General features: G+C 39.8%; 20 protein-coding genes. 2 read left to right on the top strand and 18 right to left on the bottom strand.

The window, feature by feature from the left end; all coding sequences use genetic code 11:
• From FIS9605_RS46495 to FIS9605_RS0100175, 3 genes are all read right to left on the bottom strand, one after another.
• A partial coding sequence (locus FIS9605_RS46495; protein ID WP_442854677.1) for a DUF6887 family protein occupies nt 1–145 on the bottom strand: 145 nt, incomplete at its 3' end.
• Nucleotides 146–155: 10 nt separating this feature from the next.
• Complete coding sequence (locus FIS9605_RS0100180; RefSeq protein WP_026730787.1) at nt 156–359, bottom strand: DUF6887 family protein; 204 nt, start codon at nt 357–359, stop codon at nt 156–158.
• Nucleotides 360–814: 455 nt separating this feature from the next.
• Nucleotides 815–1,267 (bottom strand): hypothetical protein, encoded by a 453-nt coding sequence (locus FIS9605_RS0100175; RefSeq protein WP_155960303.1) that lies wholly within the window; start codon nt 1,265–1,267, stop codon nt 815–817.
• Between the two features lie 441 nt (nt 1,268–1,708).
• Between FIS9605_RS0100175 and mobV the strand changes: the two genes are divergently transcribed.
• Nucleotides 1,709–3,559 (top strand): MobV family relaxase, encoded by a 1,851-nt coding sequence (mobV, locus tag FIS9605_RS44795; RefSeq protein WP_026730785.1) that lies wholly within the window; start codon nt 1,709–1,711, stop codon nt 3,557–3,559.
• Here mobV and FIS9605_RS0100165 read toward each other — a convergent pair.
• From FIS9605_RS0100165 to FIS9605_RS35850, 3 genes are all read right to left on the bottom strand, one after another.
• Complete coding sequence (locus FIS9605_RS0100165) at nt 3,556–5,187, bottom strand: protelomerase family protein (protein WP_035139278.1); 1,632 nt, start codon at nt 5,185–5,187, stop codon at nt 3,556–3,558. The genes mobV and FIS9605_RS0100165 overlap by 4 nt on opposite strands.
• Nucleotides 5,188–5,401: 214 nt before the next feature.
• Complete coding sequence (locus FIS9605_RS0100160) at nt 5,402–6,049, bottom strand: tyrosine-type recombinase/integrase (protein WP_026730783.1); 648 nt, start codon at nt 6,047–6,049, stop codon at nt 5,402–5,404.
• Between the two features lie 68 nt (nt 6,050–6,117).
• On the bottom strand, nt 6,118–6,546 hold the full coding sequence (locus tag FIS9605_RS35850) for a helix-turn-helix domain-containing protein (protein WP_035139277.1): 429 nt from the start codon (nt 6,544–6,546) through the stop codon (nt 6,118–6,120).
• 164 nt (nt 6,547–6,710) lie between these two features.
• Here FIS9605_RS35850 and FIS9605_RS0100150 point away from each other — a divergent pair, with 164 nt between their 5' ends.
• Complete coding sequence (locus tag FIS9605_RS0100150) at nt 6,711–7,034, top strand: hypothetical protein (protein WP_026730782.1); 324 nt, start codon at nt 6,711–6,713, stop codon at nt 7,032–7,034.
• A 153-nt stretch (nt 7,035–7,187) separates the two neighbouring features.
• Here the strand turns inward: FIS9605_RS0100150 and FIS9605_RS0100145 are convergent, their stop codons facing one another.
• The 12 genes from FIS9605_RS0100145 to FIS9605_RS0100090 form a co-directional block, all read right to left on the bottom strand.
• Nucleotides 7,188–7,445 carry a hypothetical protein gene (locus FIS9605_RS0100145; RefSeq protein ID WP_026730781.1) on the bottom strand — a complete coding sequence of 86 codons (258 nt, stop codon included), beginning with the start codon at nt 7,443–7,445 and terminating at the stop codon, nt 7,188–7,190.
• Between the two features lie 62 nt (nt 7,446–7,507).
• Nucleotides 7,508–7,795 carry a GIY-YIG nuclease family protein gene (locus FIS9605_RS0100140; RefSeq protein WP_026730780.1) on the bottom strand — a complete coding sequence of 96 codons (288 nt, stop codon included), beginning with the start codon at nt 7,793–7,795 and terminating at the stop codon, nt 7,508–7,510.
• 51 nt (nt 7,796–7,846) lie between these two features.
• Nucleotides 7,847–8,122 (bottom strand): hypothetical protein, encoded by a 276-nt coding sequence (locus FIS9605_RS0100135; RefSeq protein WP_026730779.1) that lies wholly within the window; start codon nt 8,120–8,122, stop codon nt 7,847–7,849.
• A 7-nt stretch (nt 8,123–8,129) separates the two neighbouring features.
• Nucleotides 8,130–9,329: a ParM/StbA family protein gene (locus FIS9605_RS0100130; protein ID WP_026730778.1), complete on the bottom strand. Its 1,200-nt coding sequence runs from the start codon at nt 9,327–9,329 to the stop codon at nt 8,130–8,132.
• Between the two features lie 89 nt (nt 9,330–9,418).
• Entirely contained in the window at nt 9,419–9,634 is a 216-nt protein-coding gene (locus FIS9605_RS0100125; RefSeq protein WP_026730777.1) for a hypothetical protein, read from the bottom strand.
• 363 nt (nt 9,635–9,997) lie between these two features.
• Nucleotides 9,998–12,298, bottom strand: coding sequence for an ATP-binding protein (locus FIS9605_RS0100120; RefSeq protein WP_026730776.1), 2,301 nt, complete (start codon nt 12,296–12,298; stop codon nt 9,998–10,000).
• A gap of 52 nt (nt 12,299–12,350) precedes the next feature.
• Entirely contained in the window at nt 12,351–13,142 is a 792-nt protein-coding gene (locus FIS9605_RS0100115) for a hypothetical protein (protein WP_026730775.1), read from the bottom strand.
• A gap of 14 nt (nt 13,143–13,156) precedes the next feature.
• On the bottom strand, nt 13,157–13,636 hold the full coding sequence (locus FIS9605_RS0100110) for a hypothetical protein (protein ID WP_155960301.1): 480 nt from the start codon (nt 13,634–13,636) through the stop codon (nt 13,157–13,159).
• Between the two features lie 5 nt (nt 13,637–13,641).
• Nucleotides 13,642–13,824, bottom strand: a complete 183-nt coding sequence (locus FIS9605_RS0100105) for a hypothetical protein (protein ID WP_026730773.1) — start codon at nt 13,822–13,824, stop codon at nt 13,642–13,644.
• Nucleotides 13,802–14,362: a hypothetical protein gene (locus FIS9605_RS0100100; RefSeq protein WP_026730772.1), complete on the bottom strand. Its 561-nt coding sequence runs from the start codon at nt 14,360–14,362 to the stop codon at nt 13,802–13,804. The genes FIS9605_RS0100105 and FIS9605_RS0100100 overlap by 23 nt, the downstream gene beginning before the upstream one ends.
• Complete coding sequence (locus FIS9605_RS0100095; RefSeq protein ID WP_026730771.1) at nt 14,362–14,577, bottom strand: hypothetical protein; 216 nt, start codon at nt 14,575–14,577, stop codon at nt 14,362–14,364. Before FIS9605_RS0100095 ends, FIS9605_RS0100100 begins: the two co-directional genes overlap by 1 nt.
• The gene (locus FIS9605_RS0100090) at nt 14,571–15,260 is read right to left on the bottom strand and encodes a hypothetical protein (protein ID WP_026730770.1); all 690 of its coding nucleotides are present in this window, start codon (nt 15,258–15,260) and stop codon (nt 14,571–14,573) included. The genes FIS9605_RS0100095 and FIS9605_RS0100090 overlap by 7 nt, the downstream gene beginning before the upstream one ends.
• Nucleotides 15,261–15,326 lie beyond the last annotated feature (66 nt).

The following is a 15,326-nucleotide window of genomic DNA, read 5'->3' as shown; positions in this document are numbered from 1 at the left end:
CTGGGAAGTTTTCTAAGTCTTCTATACTTTCAGGTGCGGGAAATACTTTGTTATTGGGATTTTGGAATCTGTCAATATAAACTTCTAGTGGTTCCTGATCTTCTCTGTGGTCAAGGATGTATTGTCGTAAGTCAGCACGAGTCATTGATACAAAATCAGGTTTGCTCATAACTAGTTTCTTGAGTAATTCGTTTACGTAGTTCGGCGTCGAACTCCTCTTCTGTATGAGTGACTACACGTCCTGGTTTAGCGCGGACTATAGTCAAATAGTGCTGAAAAGCATCTTCATGTTGAGGATTATGCCTTACATATTCCCTTAATTCAGCTTCTGTAAGTTCTTCATAAGTTGGTTGAGTCATCCGATTATCACCTCACCATTTGAAAGTACTTTTATAATCACGAAGTTATTAAGTATTTGTACTCAAAGATTCTCGTAACGTTTCATAACAAATTTAGCTGAGATCAGGGACGTTGAATAACGTTTTAGTGCGTAAATCGCCAGGACTCAGGAGAAAACTATACTCACAGCAATCACTCATTATTACGCTATAGCAACGCACAACAACGTGCAATAACGTATAAGAACGCAACTATATTCATAGTAGTTACTCATTATCACGCTTGAGTAACGCATAATCACGCAAAAAAACGCGCCCTGAGTAGCGTCTTATTACGCTTTAATAACGCATAGTAACGCAAAAATCCCTCACCAAAAACAAAAATTTTGACGCACAGTACGCCAAAATTTTTGGAAAGTTTTTTTGAGGCAAAACTGATTTTCAAGTCACAGTTATCAAAAATTCGGAAGTAGAACTTAACCTTGCCAACCCAACATCTGATTAGCCTGTTTCAGTTCTTCTGGCAATTCAAATTCAGACCATTCATCATCATCCTCGTCGTCATCGTCATCATCGTCGTCAGAAGAAGAATTAACTTGCTGACTATTGCTTGTAGGGGTAGTCGAGGCGGTTGCACCATGAGACAAAACCATTGAGTTTTTCTCAATTCCTGCGATGCGCCTAATGGTGGCAAGTTTGGCCTCCAGACGTTCGATCGCAGACCAACAAGCTTTCTCTAACTCCGGTTGGCTGAGTTGACCCTCTAACGCTTCGGCCAACCAAAAAGCAGTGATAGCATCTATAGCAAATTCAGTGGCCGGTTTATTAGAGGGATGGTTTAATAAAAAATCAATGACCTTACCCTCCCATGAATTACCTTTGCGTTTAATTCTCGGTAACTCAACATAAAAATTTTGAGATTTACTCATCTTGTCTCCTAAGTAGTGCAATTTTTCTTCGTATAAAAACAATACAGTAAGTTTTGTGAGTTTAACAGTGGTGTTATTATCTATAATAGCGGTGTTATTGAGTGTAAAAGTGGTGCAAATTTTTGCTCCAAATGTCAACTGACTGACAATAAATTCCCCCTAATAGTGGTATTTGTGAGTTTAATAGTGGTGTGCGCGTGTTAACCAATCAAAAGCCCCCATAAAAGCGCGTCAAATCAGTGAAAACCTTACGTTCGTAAGCTTTTCGGCGGTCGGAGGGAGACTACCACAAAAAAATATCGAGTCGGGGACTAGAATAATTGGAGTACTCACTACACCTTTTTGCCCTGGCGGGTGGTTTGTGCCATTTCTCCCTAACGGTCGAAACAAAAAGGCTGAGTGGGGTCTGCAACGCCGAAACCCTCATTTAGCAAAAATGGCATGGCTTACGCTATTGCGCGAATTAAAAAACTGAAGCGCAGTAACTTGGCAGGTAGTGAAGCACATACTGCTCGGCAGCGAGAAACACCTAACGCCGATCCAGACAAACACAATATCAGATTCATTGGCACTAACAACCCAACTGAGACATTAGATCAGTTGGTGATGGACACCATAGGAAAGCAGAAACGGAAGATTCGCCCTGATGCGGTTTACTGCACTGAGATTTTATTGACTGCCAGCCCTGAGTATTTCCGTCCCGATTGCCCAACACGAGCTGGGTACTATGAACAGGACAAAGTTGATTCATGGATGGAGGCATCCAAAAAATGGTTAGAGTCGCAGTACGGCGATTGTATTGTCAGGGCAGAGTTGCACCTGGATGAAGCCACCCCCCACATTCATGCTTACTTTGTCCCCTTGGATGAATTTGGGCAACTTAGAGCCAAGCACTTTTTTGACGGTCGGCAGAAGATGAGGCAGTTCCAAGACTCCTACTCTGCTGCGACTGAGCATCTAGGGTTAGAACGTGGACTGCGCGGCAGTAGAGCGCAACACCAAGACATCAAAGATTTTTACAGCATCGTGAATCAGGGGATAGAACCTGATAACAGTCTCACACAAGCACAATTGCAAGCTAAAGCCGCCGACCGGGACAGGGCCATCGCCAAAAAGCAGCAGATGGAAGCCACAGCCAAGGCTTTGGCTATTGAGAATGAACTGAAAGACCAGCGAATCAAACAATTAGAGGCAGAAGTAGCTAGTTGGCGACAGCAGACTCTTCAACTGCGTGACTTACCCTTGGAGGATGTAGCTTGGGAGTTGGGATTACACAACGACCAAGGAGCATGGAAGGGCTACGGACACATTATTAATATAGATGGCTCGAAATTTGCTGACCTTCGATTCAATGAATTTAAAAATGAGCCAGCCTTTATGGATAATTCGCAAGCCTCCGGATTCATCCGTGGAGAGGGCAGCGTCCATAAGGACGCTGCCAAGGCTGGCTCATTTTTAAAAGGAGAAAACTGTGACCTTGATCCAGGTTCTCCATTGGGAGGTAATAGTGCGATTGATTTAGTGATGCACGTCAACAACTGCAATCTACGACAGGCAGTTGTCTGGCTACATGAGCGTTTTGGTGAGTCGGGGGCAAAACGAGCAGCGATCGCCCAAGCTCAAAAAGTTGCAGCTGAGATTATCCAGTTAGAGCCACGTCCCAAATTCAAGCCCCCCGTTGAGGATAAAGCTCTTTGGCAGACAGTCTCTAATTACCTCACCCAAAAACGAGGGATACCCCAAAACTTTGTGGAAGTTCTGCACAACCGGGGGCTGGTTTATGCGGATTCAAGGGCAAATGCTGTGTTCGTGATGCGGAATCTTGATGGTCAACCCAAAGGTGCATTCCTGCGAGGGACACGGGGAGAAAACAATACCTTCAAGGGGTACGAGAAAGGAACCATTAGGAGTGATAGTTGGTTTCACTTCCATTTAGGCGGACAGCCAACTGATCCAGTAGAAAAAGTCGTGCTGTGTAAGTCGCCCATCGATGCCATATCAAGAGCCATGCTGGAATTTCAGGTCAGAGGCGACATGCCACCCATCAGAACGCTGTACTTGGCAGTTGATAACCCCAACAGCTTACCAGTGGAACGATTGCAGCATATTCCTAAAGTCCAAATAGCGTTTGAAAGTGCCTCAGAAGGCGATTGTGCTGCACGGGTTGTCAAAAAACTGCTGCCACAGGCCAAGCGGCAATTGTGCAAAGCTAGTGATTGGAATCAGCAGCTAAGAGATTATGGACAGCAGTTAAAACAACAGTATAAAAAGGAGGAAGATTTGAGTCTTTAACTGTTTAATACTGTGATAATAGCGTCTATGACAATATCCATAGTTTTTCTATGGTATTTACCATTCCATTTAGCCACATCAAGCCCTTTAATTTCTTTATGTGCTAATCGAGTAGTGATATCATCGTTTAATTCATTTAAAGTTTTCTCGACTGTTCCCGCGTGCATTGATTTACCATAGTATTTTTCACTGATTTTATTAATGAGGCTGTATGTGGGAACAATGCAGTTAGTATTAATAGTCTGTTGCGAATTGTAGTCTAGAATTGCAGTGACAATTACCTTTACTTCATCACCAACAGTTACTTTTTGAGTTTGCATTTCACTATGAATACTTTTTTGTTTGGCGGTGTTTATTAGCGCTATAACAGCGTTAGTCAAGCTTGATTCACTATTCATTAATTCACCGAACTTTACCTGTAAATCAGGGTCTAGACCATTGATAAAACTATCTATATCAAAAGTGTCTTTAGGTGCTTTTTTAGGTTTTGTGGTCTTTTCAGTTGTAGGTTTTGTAGTTGTTTTGGTTTTTTCAATCACTGCGGTTGTCATTTTTCCAAGTCCTTTAATGTTTGTGGGGATATTGATGTCAATTGGGTTAATAAAATCTTTTTCGTCGTAGCGTCCAAGGTATTTGATAGTAATACCCTTGTTTTCATGAGCTAGACATAGCTGAATATAGGTAGATGTTGCACTATCATTAAAATTTTTAGCCTTCAGAATTGCACGTAGCGCACAAGCATAAAACGCTCTACCTTTGTGGGGTGTACCGTTAGTTTCTGTTAAGTTTCCGTTATCGTCATAGGCTTCGATAGTGGACAAATCACGTCCAAATAACTCACTGTATCTATTACAAAAAGTATCCATAAATCCTTTTCGATACTTTTCGTAATCTGTAGGAATTGCTTGCACTGCTTTACTAGCTTTAAAGCGTTTTTGGGCATCCACAATCCGTAGTGCAGGTGCTAGTGTTGCCCGTGCGTGATAAGCGTTTAAATCCTCTCCTGATTGCTTTTTAGACAGTCCTTTAAAGCCGATAACAAATTCATCAACAACAACCATATCGCGCTCAATTACGCCCCAATCTGGGTAAACTCTCGCAGGTTGATTTTGCTCATTAGCGCGTAGTCCAGTTAAGTTAATGATTCCCGCACCTATGGTGTGAGGGTCAACACTGTCCAAGCACTCAAGAGATTTTTTGATAACTGCTGTGATATCAATCGGTGGTTTTTCAACTTCTCTTCTATCACCATCTTTATCAAATCCTGCCCGTGCGTTATCTCGTTCTTGTCGGTCAACCCCTAAAGCTTGTTTTTGCTCATCTGAGAGAGTTAACAACCGTGCTGCTATATGTTGGGTGTTAGTGCCTTTTTTAGTTTCTACAGTTTCATTAAGATCAGGGTTTGAGTGTTGGTAGTTATAGAATGGTCTTTTGTAATCGGTCAGTTTTCTGGAAATAGTACTGATGGAGTAGCTTTCAGCCATTGCATCAAGTAATCTGTTGCAAGCTTGGTGAACTTCTAGTACTTCATTGAGTGCTATTACTTGATTGAAAAATTCTTGAGGGCTAGGTATCATTTCTGTATGATGTCTGGTGTTCTGAATTTTAGATTTATTTATATCCATCATATTATCACTGATAACTTTTGTCAGGTTTTTATCAGTGATATTTTTTACGCTCGCTGAGAAAATATCATAGATAATTCTCTATGGATTGCAGATATGAAAAATTCGTCTATACATGAGAAAAAGTGCTGACGCCTAGACTTATCAGCACTTTGCTTTGGATGTGACTAATTTTATTTACGGTTACTAACTATCTTTTTATGCAGTTGGTGGTAATTCACTTTTGGGTGAAATCACGCTCATTGCTAGAAATGTCGTCATACGTCAATTTACCGACATCTTCACCAACAGGCGACAACATTGCCAAGCTTGCTGCTGCCCCCAACACTTGCTCATCACTAACCTCTAAGTATCTCTGCAACTGTTCCAAGTTGCGATGTCCGCTAATCTCTTGAATCACCCTCAAGGGAATGCCAGCATTACTCATCTGGGTTAGCGCGGTACGTCTAAAACTGTGGGTACTGACCCCAATTATCCCTACTTCCTTACAAGCAGTTCTCAAAATTCTTGCTGCTGAGTCGTGGCTAATGTGTCCGTCACTGCGACCGGGGAATAAATAGGGTTTACCAGAAGCGGGGTAGTAGTTGGTCAACAGTTGGCGCAAGTCTTCAATTACTGGTATGGAGCGTGTAGCTAGCTTGCCTTTGGTGTTGGCTTTTCTAAAAATTAGCTGTGGTCTAACAAGCCCAAGGGGTGTGTAAATGTCCTCAGTCAGCAGAGTGCAAACCTCACGAATCCTACAAGCACTAAATAGGCACACGCCAAATAAAGTGCGATCGCGGTCGTTATGTAGTCCGTGACTGAAGATTAGCTGTATCTCTTGTTGTGTCAGAATCTTGGCGCGACCATGCCGATTGATTTTCATTGCTCAACTGTAGACCCTGTGTTACAGCCTACAGCTGATGTGACCTCTATCAAATAAAAAGCTCCTTTCTAGGCTACCTCTAATAAATCCTTATAATCGGGATTTACGCTTAAAAATACAGCAGGTGAAACCTTAAAAAATTCCCCAAGTTTTTGAATGTGTTCAACTGTTAACTTACGCTTCCCGTTAAGAACATCAGAAACAATTGATTCTGTTTTGAAAATAGTCACCAAATCTTTTTGTTTTAAATTTAATTCTTCAATCAAAACCTTAAGAAGTTCTACTCCATAAATATCTGGTACTAAATCTTGTCCTTGCTCGTATTCACTAATTAAAACTCCAAGTAAATCTAGATAATCCTCTTCTGCTTCAGTCAATTCACCTTTATCAAGTAAGCCATCAACACAAGATTGCGTTTTCTGAAAATCCTCTTCAGATTTTATGGTGCGTGGAGGAAAATTAGTAAGTAACTCAGTATATGTAAGATTGTTTCGCATTTTGTCATTTTTAGAGTTGTTTTTTAATTGTTATCTCGCCAAATAGCGACAGTGAATTACAAAAAGATATTTTTGCGTAGATATACAGATATATATCTTGTCTATTATGGATATTATCTATCCAAAGGGAGAAACGGAATTACACCGTTTGGAGGGATACCGAGATGTTTAGAGACTGTAGAATCTTGGATGATTTCCTAATCCCACTGCAAAAGTACACAAATGTAGAAGTTTTTGTCTACTTCTGTCGTGGCATATGGTTTATGCCTACAATTCGAGTCATTCCTAGTGGTATTCCCAACAATATCGTTGAATCTGATAAAGTTTTGCGTCAGACAAATGCTAAAACAATAAAACTATCTAGAGTCCCAAGTATAGGAGAATACATTATTTGGAGAAATCAGAACTTTCAAGTTATAAAAGTTACTTTTATTACTGAAAATTCTATTGATGCAGCTATTGAAATAGAATGGTGTGAAAGTTTATAGTCAATACTTTCTTGTAACTTGTAACACTGAATAAGTTAGTAGCTATCCAGTAGCTTTATTGCTTCTCGTAACTTAAAGACCTATATCATTTCAAGTGAAACGTTTGGTAAATCTTTAACGTTTACTGTTTGAAATTTCAGCATTTTTAGTTCCTCAATCGATTATTAATTTTCTAGGTTGACGGTTTAATTGATATCCGCTTTGTTCTTCAGGATTTATCACGTTTTCTTCGTTCATTATATCATCTGTAGAATCGTTGTTTACTTCAACGATTTCAACACCAGCTACAGGAGGGTTTACACCTTGATAACGACTTTCGAGCAACCACGCTATGAGTCTATGCGGTTCCATATCTCTGGCTATCGCTTCTTTGATTACTAGTTCCATAATTTCAACTGGGACACGAATCATATTTTTCTTTGCTCGATATTCTTTATGGTTTACTTCATTATTTAATGTGTATTGAGTACCGTTTAAAACCGGATTAAAAAAAAAAAACTGATAAAACGTCTTTCTAATTGATTTAGATTTTCAGCTTGTTCAACAATTAAATAATGTATTTTCACGTTTGAGCATTTTTTAATTTCTTCCATTCTGTGATGGTTTAACCATCGAGTTCTTAGTGAAATACTTTTACCGATGTACTGAATATTTTCATCGCTTACAACAAAATATATACCAGCACTTATAGGTAAGTTTTTTGTATTTTCAAGTGAAACATTTGGCAAATTTTTAATGTTTATTGTTTGGGATTGCATCATGAATTTTTCTCCTAGTAAACTATCCCATCTGCATAAGCGGATGGGAATTTTTTAGAGTCCTATATCGAATTCAGATGAGCGGTCATCATCTTCAATATCTTCTAGTTTCTGATTAGTACTTGTTTGAGATATTGGGGTAGTTATTGGTGTTTGAACTATTCCAGACATTTGAAAAGGAACATTACCTTCTTTCATATCAAAGTAATATGTCAAAACTTTGGTAATAAAATCGGTCACGTTTGCGGTTTCCCCCATTTCTTGAAGTTCAATCTCAATTCGTTGATTGAAGTATTTTGGAATTCTAGGGCGATATTCTTTGTCTTCCATGTCAGTCCTACTTTTTAGCTATTTTTAATAATCCTTCCACGTCAGCATACAATCCATTTGTTGCAATGTTGAAGTTGTACGGGTCTTTTTTTAATTGGTCTGACAACAACGGAAGTTTTGAACCACCACCAATCACATAAACCGTATAGCCTTTGTCTTGTAGCTGAGCCAACTTTCTACAAGCATCTTTCAATTCTGCTTGTAGCCAGTTTTTAAGACATTCAACATATATATGCGTGATGTCAAAGCGAGTTTTTTCACCTAACAAAATTCCTTTCTTTACCCTTTCAGTACCAGGTTTGTTAGGGTTGGCTTCCATCAGTTTTTGACCGTTAACAACAATATCTCTCATCCCTGCTTCAACAGCTATACGAACGTCATCAATGGTGAATCCTTGGGGATGTCCATTGATTTGTTTGCTATCGAGCATAGTTCTGTAAAGGGCTAGAACTCCCGACTTCTCATAAAATTCAGGTTTATCTAGCAACGGTCTTGAACCTTGATAGTGAGATACTGATGTAGTCCCGCCCCCGATATCTAAGATTGCCAGCTTAGGTTTTGATGAGGTGATTTCTCCGGCAGCACCTAAACCCTCTGGCATAGTCTTGACAACCTCTATTTCAATTTCACTGCTCAAACCATTCAGTGTGACTTTGTGTAGTCCTGAAAGACTTTTGTGAATATTGCTAAACAATCCAGGTTTGTGGCACGAAACAGCTAATTTAAACCGCCAGTTGGGTCTATGACCGTTTTTATCTTCCAACAGTGCCAAAGCGCTCAAGAACATATGCAAAGAGTATTCACTCTTCCCCGTGGGATTACCATAGACCCTGTTCAAAGTTTTCAACTCTGCATCTAAGACATTATCTCCGCCTAGCCAAGTGTTTTTATTTGTTTGATTCCAACTTATGTCAGCGTTGTTCAATCTCCATCCTTGATACTCAACTGAACCAGGAATCAACAAACTACGATTTTCATCTTGCAGATATCCAACTACAGAAGCAGTGCGAATTGGAGCGAAACTCTCAACTAAAAGTTTGACTGAATCGTTCCCTAAGTTATACCCAGCATAGAAAATCTTGTTATGAGGGTATTTTATGGGGTTTTTTACTGGGTCGTTTTTGTCCGATATCGTCCCTTTATCACCCGTATTAGGGAGTTGTTGATTAGGTATATTTACTTGACTGTTTTGACTGTTTTTGCCCATTATCCTTGTCCTGTAAGAATTTCAAGCATTGTAGTAGCATTTACGAGCATTTTGTCCCGATTACGGGTCTATTTTATCCCTATATTGGGCTAAAATCTAGGTAGTTTGTCAAAACCTAATTCTTCTCTTAGATTATTAATTAAGATGTAATCTTCATCTTTGTCGTAATAAAGATATAGGTCATTTCCATCATCAAATATTATCTTTACTCTTGTATTTTTATTCTCTCTACAACAATTCCAATACACAATTCTGATTTGAGCGATATCAAACATAACTTCGTCATTACCAATAAAATGTCCCATTTTTGATTTGATCCAGTTGTTGTTAGTTAATTGTGATTTTCGGAACCCAAAAAACCTACAAGCCTTATAAAATCAAAGTTGTGGCGTTTCTAGTACTGGGTTCGCATCTTGGGTTCGTCGGGTTCAAAGTCGAACCCAAATAAACCTGTGAACCCGCTGACAGTATGGTTTATAGACTTTTTAGCACTGTGAAAAAGTTCATTTCAGCCGTCGAAACGAAAACCCTAGTATTTGGACAACCCAACGAACCCAAGTACTAATCCTGTGAACCCGCTCTGTGTAATGTGTATGGGTTGTGTTGGGTTCATTATAAATTCAGTTCAACCCACGAAACCCGGTGTTTGCAAGGCTTTTGAATTTTTATTAAGAAATAGTCTTTAAATACTCTAAAACTTTGTCTTTCAAAGCCTTGTATTCTTCAGACTTTGAAGCTTTGACTTCAAATACCCTTTCAATCAAAAGTGATAACCCTGCTCCAGTTTTGAGATTGACTAAACCTTGATTATTGCTAATCAATTCTTTTTCAGAATCGGTAAAAGTGGTTTTTTCATTTGTTAATAAATAATCGCGATTACCAACTTTTATGGTAGTTGCCGAGATTTTTACCAACCCAACTGGAGGATTGCCACTGTCTCTGTACTCCTTATAAGTGTAGTGGGTGGGATGCTGGCAAGCTTGATAACGTCCATTGATGCTTACTAGAACTGGGTAAGGTGCTGACTTAATCCATTCTTCCTCGTATTGTTTAAGCGCGGGGCTGTTGGGTTGATTGAGCTTGTGGGTTGCTGCACCCACCAAGAACAATTGGTAGAATGCTCCTCTATACTGCGAATCCATTTCAATTGCTTTGGTTGTCTGGCTGTGATTCGCGATCAAGACAATCACATTAAATTTTCGCCCCTCTACTGCTGCTTGCCGCAATATCTCCATTACGTCTAAATCTTTGGGAGCATCTTTGATGATTCGCCCCAGCTCGTCCACAGCAACGATTAATGTTTGGCGTCTAGTCTTATCTTTACCCCTGAGTTTCAACTCAACATCAAGTTGCCTAATTGCTTCATAGATTTCTTCTAGCTCATTGACTTCAACAAAACCAGATTCAGTAAAATCAGATTTTTCATCACTATGGGGATTGAGAGCCAATCGCATAGATGATTCGTTGCCGAGCCATTGCGCTAGAGCTTTCATGGCTGAAGTTTTCCCGCTTCCTGGATCGCCAGTCACAAGGAAACCACGAGTACTTTTAGAAACCAATGATTTACAATCGGGAATCTTGCTTACCAACTCTTCCTTATTTGGCTTGGGTTTTGTAGCCAATTTAATTTTTGTTTGGAGCAACCCATACTCACCATTGAATTTAAAGTGAGGTGGTTCTAGTAATAAGTCCACATGTTGCTGCAAAGCTTCTGAAAATTTATTGAGTTGCTCAACATTTACCAAATCCTCAAGACGGTTTATCGCAAAATAAAGAATTGGCTCGTAGGGGTCATTCTGAATAAATGCCCTGTCCAATCTAATCTTTCGCTTCCAGAAAAATCTAATAATCAAATTTCCAACATCCTGAGCATCAAGTATCCCACTCCTCCACTCAATTGGTTGTTCAAGTTTAGCGATGCGTTCGTTTTTGGCATCCAATTCTTTCAACAACCCTTGAACATACTCATCACTGGAATTTATTAATCCTTCTAGATATTGTCTTTTTTGCTCTAAATTCTGATAATCCTCATCAGTCGTAGCACTAAAATCTTGCAATGCTGACAAAGCTTTTTCTTGTGGAACTGAAATGTTTAATTGCTCACGCAGTTTGTAAACTTCCAATCTTTCATCGATATTTAATGCATTGCGATATCTAACTTTAAAGGCTGAAATTTGGTCATAAATACTTACGGCTGTGGTAATCACATCTTCAACAGTCTCCAGTCCATCAAACAATGTCTTTGTATTCTCGAAATCATAATCTTTGAAATCGTCTATCTCTGTCATCAACTCATCGTAACTACGCTCAAGCCAAGACAATTGTTTTGTCCATTCTTCCAATTTTTCTTCGTAGTTAGTAAGATGTTTCTTAAGTTGTGGGTGAGCATTGCGATAATTAATATCGTCTAAATTCCGCTTAATACTGTCAGCCAGTCTGTCAAAATCTCGGTTTACCTTTTCCTCCAATACTGTCACAGCTTTGGCTACAAATTCTTTTAGCCAATTTAAAAAACGAGTATCATCGGCTGCTAATTTTGCGTTTAGTGCGTTGATTTTATCTCCATATTCTTTCTTGATTCCTTCTCCTCTAACTCGAAAAAGATTCACTAATTCATCTTTCTTTCTTAAATCTTTTTCTAGCGATTGATTATTTTCTTCAACTTTCTTCAATTGCACGATTAGTTGTTCAGCTGCAATCTTTGCACTCGTTAATTCCTTTTCGTAGTTTTTAAGCTTCCAGTCTCTTTCTGTAATGCAGTTCTCAAATTGGCGATTGATGCTTGTCTGATAATAGCTACTGCTAATAGTATTGGTAATAGCTGCTCCAGCGCTGCAAAGAAAAATTATTAGATTCATTCCTTTGGCTGATTGACTGCCCTTTATAAAACCAAATAAGGCAACTCCAGCTAATAAGAGTGCAATTGTGGAGACTATTTTAGATGGTGTGGAAATAGTGATACTACTCATAAATTTAACGGGAAATATATGTCACGGGAGACTTATTTCTCCCGTAACTTGGTTAGCCTTCTGGCAATAGCAGATATGTTTCAAGTGCCGCTAATTTCTCTTCTTTTCTCTTTTGAGCCTTTTGAATATCTACCTTCAATGATTCATTTGTGGCTACTTGTAATTGCTGCTTTAAGTCCCATTCTTCGCGCTTAGGTTCGGTTAAATTCTTAGTGCCCGTAGTTGCATTTTCTTGCTGCACAAGTAGCTCTTGTGTTTGCTCTAGTTTTGATTGCTCAACCTTTAAATTAGTAAATGCAATTTGAGACTTGACAACCTTTTGACCTGTGTTAATTTTTTGAGTATATAGGTCAACTGCGTCGCCCTGAAAACCTTCAATCTCAATCGCCAACTTCACAGCTTTACGATTGCGCTTAATTACATCAAGAGCAATATCTAAACTATTATTTTGACGGGCTACTATTTGACGTTGCTTGCTAGCTTCTGAGGTTTCTGTCTCAGGGATGCTACTTTCAGCAGAATATAGATTACTCCCAATCGCGTTATTTAAATCAAACTGAGGAATAGTTACCCCATGAGGAACGCTACTAGCTAATGGTATTCCACTATTAGTAATGGAATTAGATGAGTTTCCAGAATTAGCACTCGAACCATTAGAATTGTTTACGGCATTAGAAGTAAATTGACTCAAGCCACTAGCCGCCCTACTTACTGTATTGGCTGCATTACCTAATTTAGAAATCGTATTACCTGCTGTTTCTGCAATGATGTCTGATGGCGATTTAGATTTCTTGAAATGTTTGGAACCAGTTAGGCTACCCGCCTCTTTTTTTGGTCTTGGCATAGAATGAAGCCCCCTTATTCAACGTTTCTTATTTGTAAAATATTGTCATGCAAGGTTCGCCAAATATTTTCAATATTGCTCTCTATTTCGCTGTAGTAACCACAGCTAACTGGAAAAGGTAAATTTACAAGTCTGGTATTACCTCGAATAGCTTCCTTGGTATTTTCGTAAGCCTCTCGAATTGCCTCGTACCCGTCATTTAATTCCTGCTTAGTTGGCTCTTGTCCACTTGAAGCAATATCTACGTAGATTCGCATTCCTGCTTTTAATTCAATGCTTAATTTGCATGAATTACCATAATACTGCTTAAAATTAACTAGCACTATTGAAGAAGCTGGAATGAATAATTCATCCCCCATGAAATCGCACAAAGTCAAAAATCCAGACATGATAAAATACTCCTTATATTCTTCGTTAAAATCTGCGGCGGAGATACATCCAGGAAAGAGAAAAGAAGGGGCGATCGCGTATCTTTTTAGAAAGCGCGATCGCACTCTTATCAGAACTGCTGCCCCGCATCCAGAAATCCCTTGGCTGCAATCAATGCTTGCCGGGGCGTTTTGAAACCTGATTCGTGGTCTTCAACGTCGTGACCACGGATATAAAAGGCATACTTCCTTTCAGCAATCTTACTGATTTCAATGCTGTAGCCCAAATACTCAACCTTTGTTGGTGTTTTCATTCTTACTAGCCTCCAAAATACCCGCGCCCATTCCAAAAGCCATAATTCCCGATAAACCAAACCATCCGCACCCAGCACTTTTTTCAGCCGCGTAGTAAAATTTGAGACTTGATTTATCGGACATCAGGTGCAATCCGAAGGAACCAATAGCTAAAATCGCTGCAACAGATGTGAAGATAAGACAAAATCTTGCCCCTTCATTCAACAAATCAGAGACGCGATCGCGCCATGTCGGAACAACACGCAGGTGCATGACTGGTTTGGGCGCAAAGAGTAATTCTTGGGCTGCCCTAGTAAAAACCATGACTTCAGCCACTTCCTCTAACGCAAGATTTAATGCGGTTTGTGCATCAGCTAATGTCAGTTCTTTGTTGCGGAAGAGCTTTTGGGATACGGCTTTGTAGGTTTCGGGGTAATCGCTTTCAAAGTCGCTCAACCTCTCCCAAACTTCATACAATCTTTCGTACACTTCGCCAGTTGAGGCGCTATCTTCTACTATCGCCTGTTGAATTGTTAACCAATTTTTAGTGTCGAACATTACCACCATCCTCTCTGTTTAATCAATTCAACTCGCGCTTTTCTATCTTCGACAGTTTCTTGCGGCTCTTGTTGAGTCTGCCTTTCAAGCTTCGGCGCTTGTTCTTTTTGCTGCTGTTGATTCATATGTATACGTATGCCAAAAATGAATGTGGTAGTAATAAATGCAAACAGAATTAGCCAGAATGCTGTTGTGACAACATCTGGGACTACCACAAATCCCCTTTTCCCAAATCTTCCACCACCCGCTCATACTCCTGGCGGCGGTAGTCCAAGGCTCCATCGATGGTTTCGAGCAAGCGATTGTCTGAATTCCTCAAAGTGCCCAATATCGCTTCATTTTTGGCTTGGGCGATCACTTGGGCTGTGGTGATTTCTTGCTGGGCGATCGCGGCAAGCTTGCGTACCAGGGGCGAATACTCTACTTCTTCATGAGGATCTTCGTTGCCATTGGTTTTATGTGATTGTTGGTCTTGAATTGCAGTCTCTTCATCCTGTAACGCCAGTGTGCTAAGAGTTTCTTTATGTGACTGCTGTGTGACTGTTTCCTGATTCAGTGCAGGCAGATGGCAGTAAAAACCTTCCTCGACGGCGTTTTCAAGGTCTACGTTATCTCCGAAATAAAAATCATTATTTTCAGCATTAAAATCCGGGTCGCTTTCTATTTCAAAAGGTTTTAGCTCCTGTTGGGTATCAGATATTGAGTTATGGGTATAGTCTTCACCTGATACCTGTTGAATATCTTGCTGTAGTTGCTGTTGGGGTTGTTCTGATTTCTTACGTCGTGGCATGATAGTTTTACCTCTTGTAGGTGGGGCGATCGCTTTCATTGGAAGGTAGGCAATCGCCCCTTTTTGGTTTTTATAGTTGGTACTGCCGTTTGAACAGTAGACAACCATTTAAGGTTTGTCAGTAAGTCGGTAGTCGGGGACTTACGCCAGTACACCTATGTGACCTGTGGGGAG

Origin of the sequence: Fischerella sp. PCC 9605 (assembly GCF_000517105.1) — a bacterium.
In the GTDB taxonomy this organism is placed as follows: Bacteria; Cyanobacteriota; Cyanobacteriia; order Cyanobacteriales; family Nostocaceae; genus PCC9605.
The sequence above is the reverse complement of the archived record's forward strand: the minus strand, read 5'-3'. Positions and strand labels throughout refer to the sequence as shown.

Excerpts from the sequence above, each read along its gene's own strand:
- FIS9605_RS0100180 (WP_026730787.1), bottom strand. The coding sequence starts at position 359 with ATGACTCAACCAACTTATGAAGAACTTACAGAAGCTGAATTAAGGGAA.
- FIS9605_RS0100175 (WP_155960303.1), bottom strand. The coding sequence starts at position 1,267 with ATGAGTAAATCTCAAAATTTTTATGTTGAGTTACCGAGAATTAAACGC.
- mobV (WP_026730785.1), top strand. The coding sequence starts at position 1,709 with ATGGCTTACGCTATTGCGCGAATTAAAAAACTGAAGCGCAGTAACTTG.
- FIS9605_RS0100165 (WP_035139278.1), bottom strand. The coding sequence starts at position 5,187 with ATGATGGATATAAATAAATCTAAAATTCAGAACACCAGACATCATACA.
- FIS9605_RS0100160 (WP_026730783.1), bottom strand. The coding sequence starts at position 6,049 with ATGAAAATCAATCGGCATGGTCGCGCCAAGATTCTGACACAACAAGAG.
- FIS9605_RS35850 (WP_035139277.1), bottom strand. The coding sequence starts at position 6,546 with ATGCGAAACAATCTTACATATACTGAGTTACTTACTAATTTTCCTCCA.
- FIS9605_RS0100150 (WP_026730782.1), top strand. The coding sequence starts at position 6,711 with ATGTTTAGAGACTGTAGAATCTTGGATGATTTCCTAATCCCACTGCAA.
- FIS9605_RS0100145 (WP_026730781.1), bottom strand. The coding sequence starts at position 7,445 with ATGATTCGTGTCCCAGTTGAAATTATGGAACTAGTAATCAAAGAAGCG.
- FIS9605_RS0100140 (WP_026730780.1), bottom strand. The coding sequence starts at position 7,795 with ATGATGCAATCCCAAACAATAAACATTAAAAATTTGCCAAATGTTTCA.
- FIS9605_RS0100135 (WP_026730779.1), bottom strand. The coding sequence starts at position 8,122 with ATGGAAGACAAAGAATATCGCCCTAGAATTCCAAAATACTTCAATCAA.
- FIS9605_RS0100130 (WP_026730778.1), bottom strand. The coding sequence starts at position 9,329 with ATGGGCAAAAACAGTCAAAACAGTCAAGTAAATATACCTAATCAACAA.
- FIS9605_RS0100125 (WP_026730777.1), bottom strand. The coding sequence starts at position 9,634 with ATGGGACATTTTATTGGTAATGACGAAGTTATGTTTGATATCGCTCAA.
- FIS9605_RS0100120 (WP_026730776.1), bottom strand. The coding sequence starts at position 12,298 with ATGAGTAGTATCACTATTTCCACACCATCTAAAATAGTCTCCACAATT.
- FIS9605_RS0100115 (WP_026730775.1), bottom strand. The coding sequence starts at position 13,142 with ATGCCAAGACCAAAAAAAGAGGCGGGTAGCCTAACTGGTTCCAAACAT.
- FIS9605_RS0100105 (WP_026730773.1), bottom strand. The coding sequence starts at position 13,824 with ATGAAAACACCAACAAAGGTTGAGTATTTGGGCTACAGCATTGAAATC.
- FIS9605_RS0100100 (WP_026730772.1), bottom strand. The coding sequence starts at position 14,362 with ATGTTCGACACTAAAAATTGGTTAACAATTCAACAGGCGATAGTAGAA.
- FIS9605_RS0100090 (WP_026730770.1), bottom strand. The coding sequence starts at position 15,260 with ATGGTTGTCTACTGTTCAAACGGCAGTACCAACTATAAAAACCAAAAA.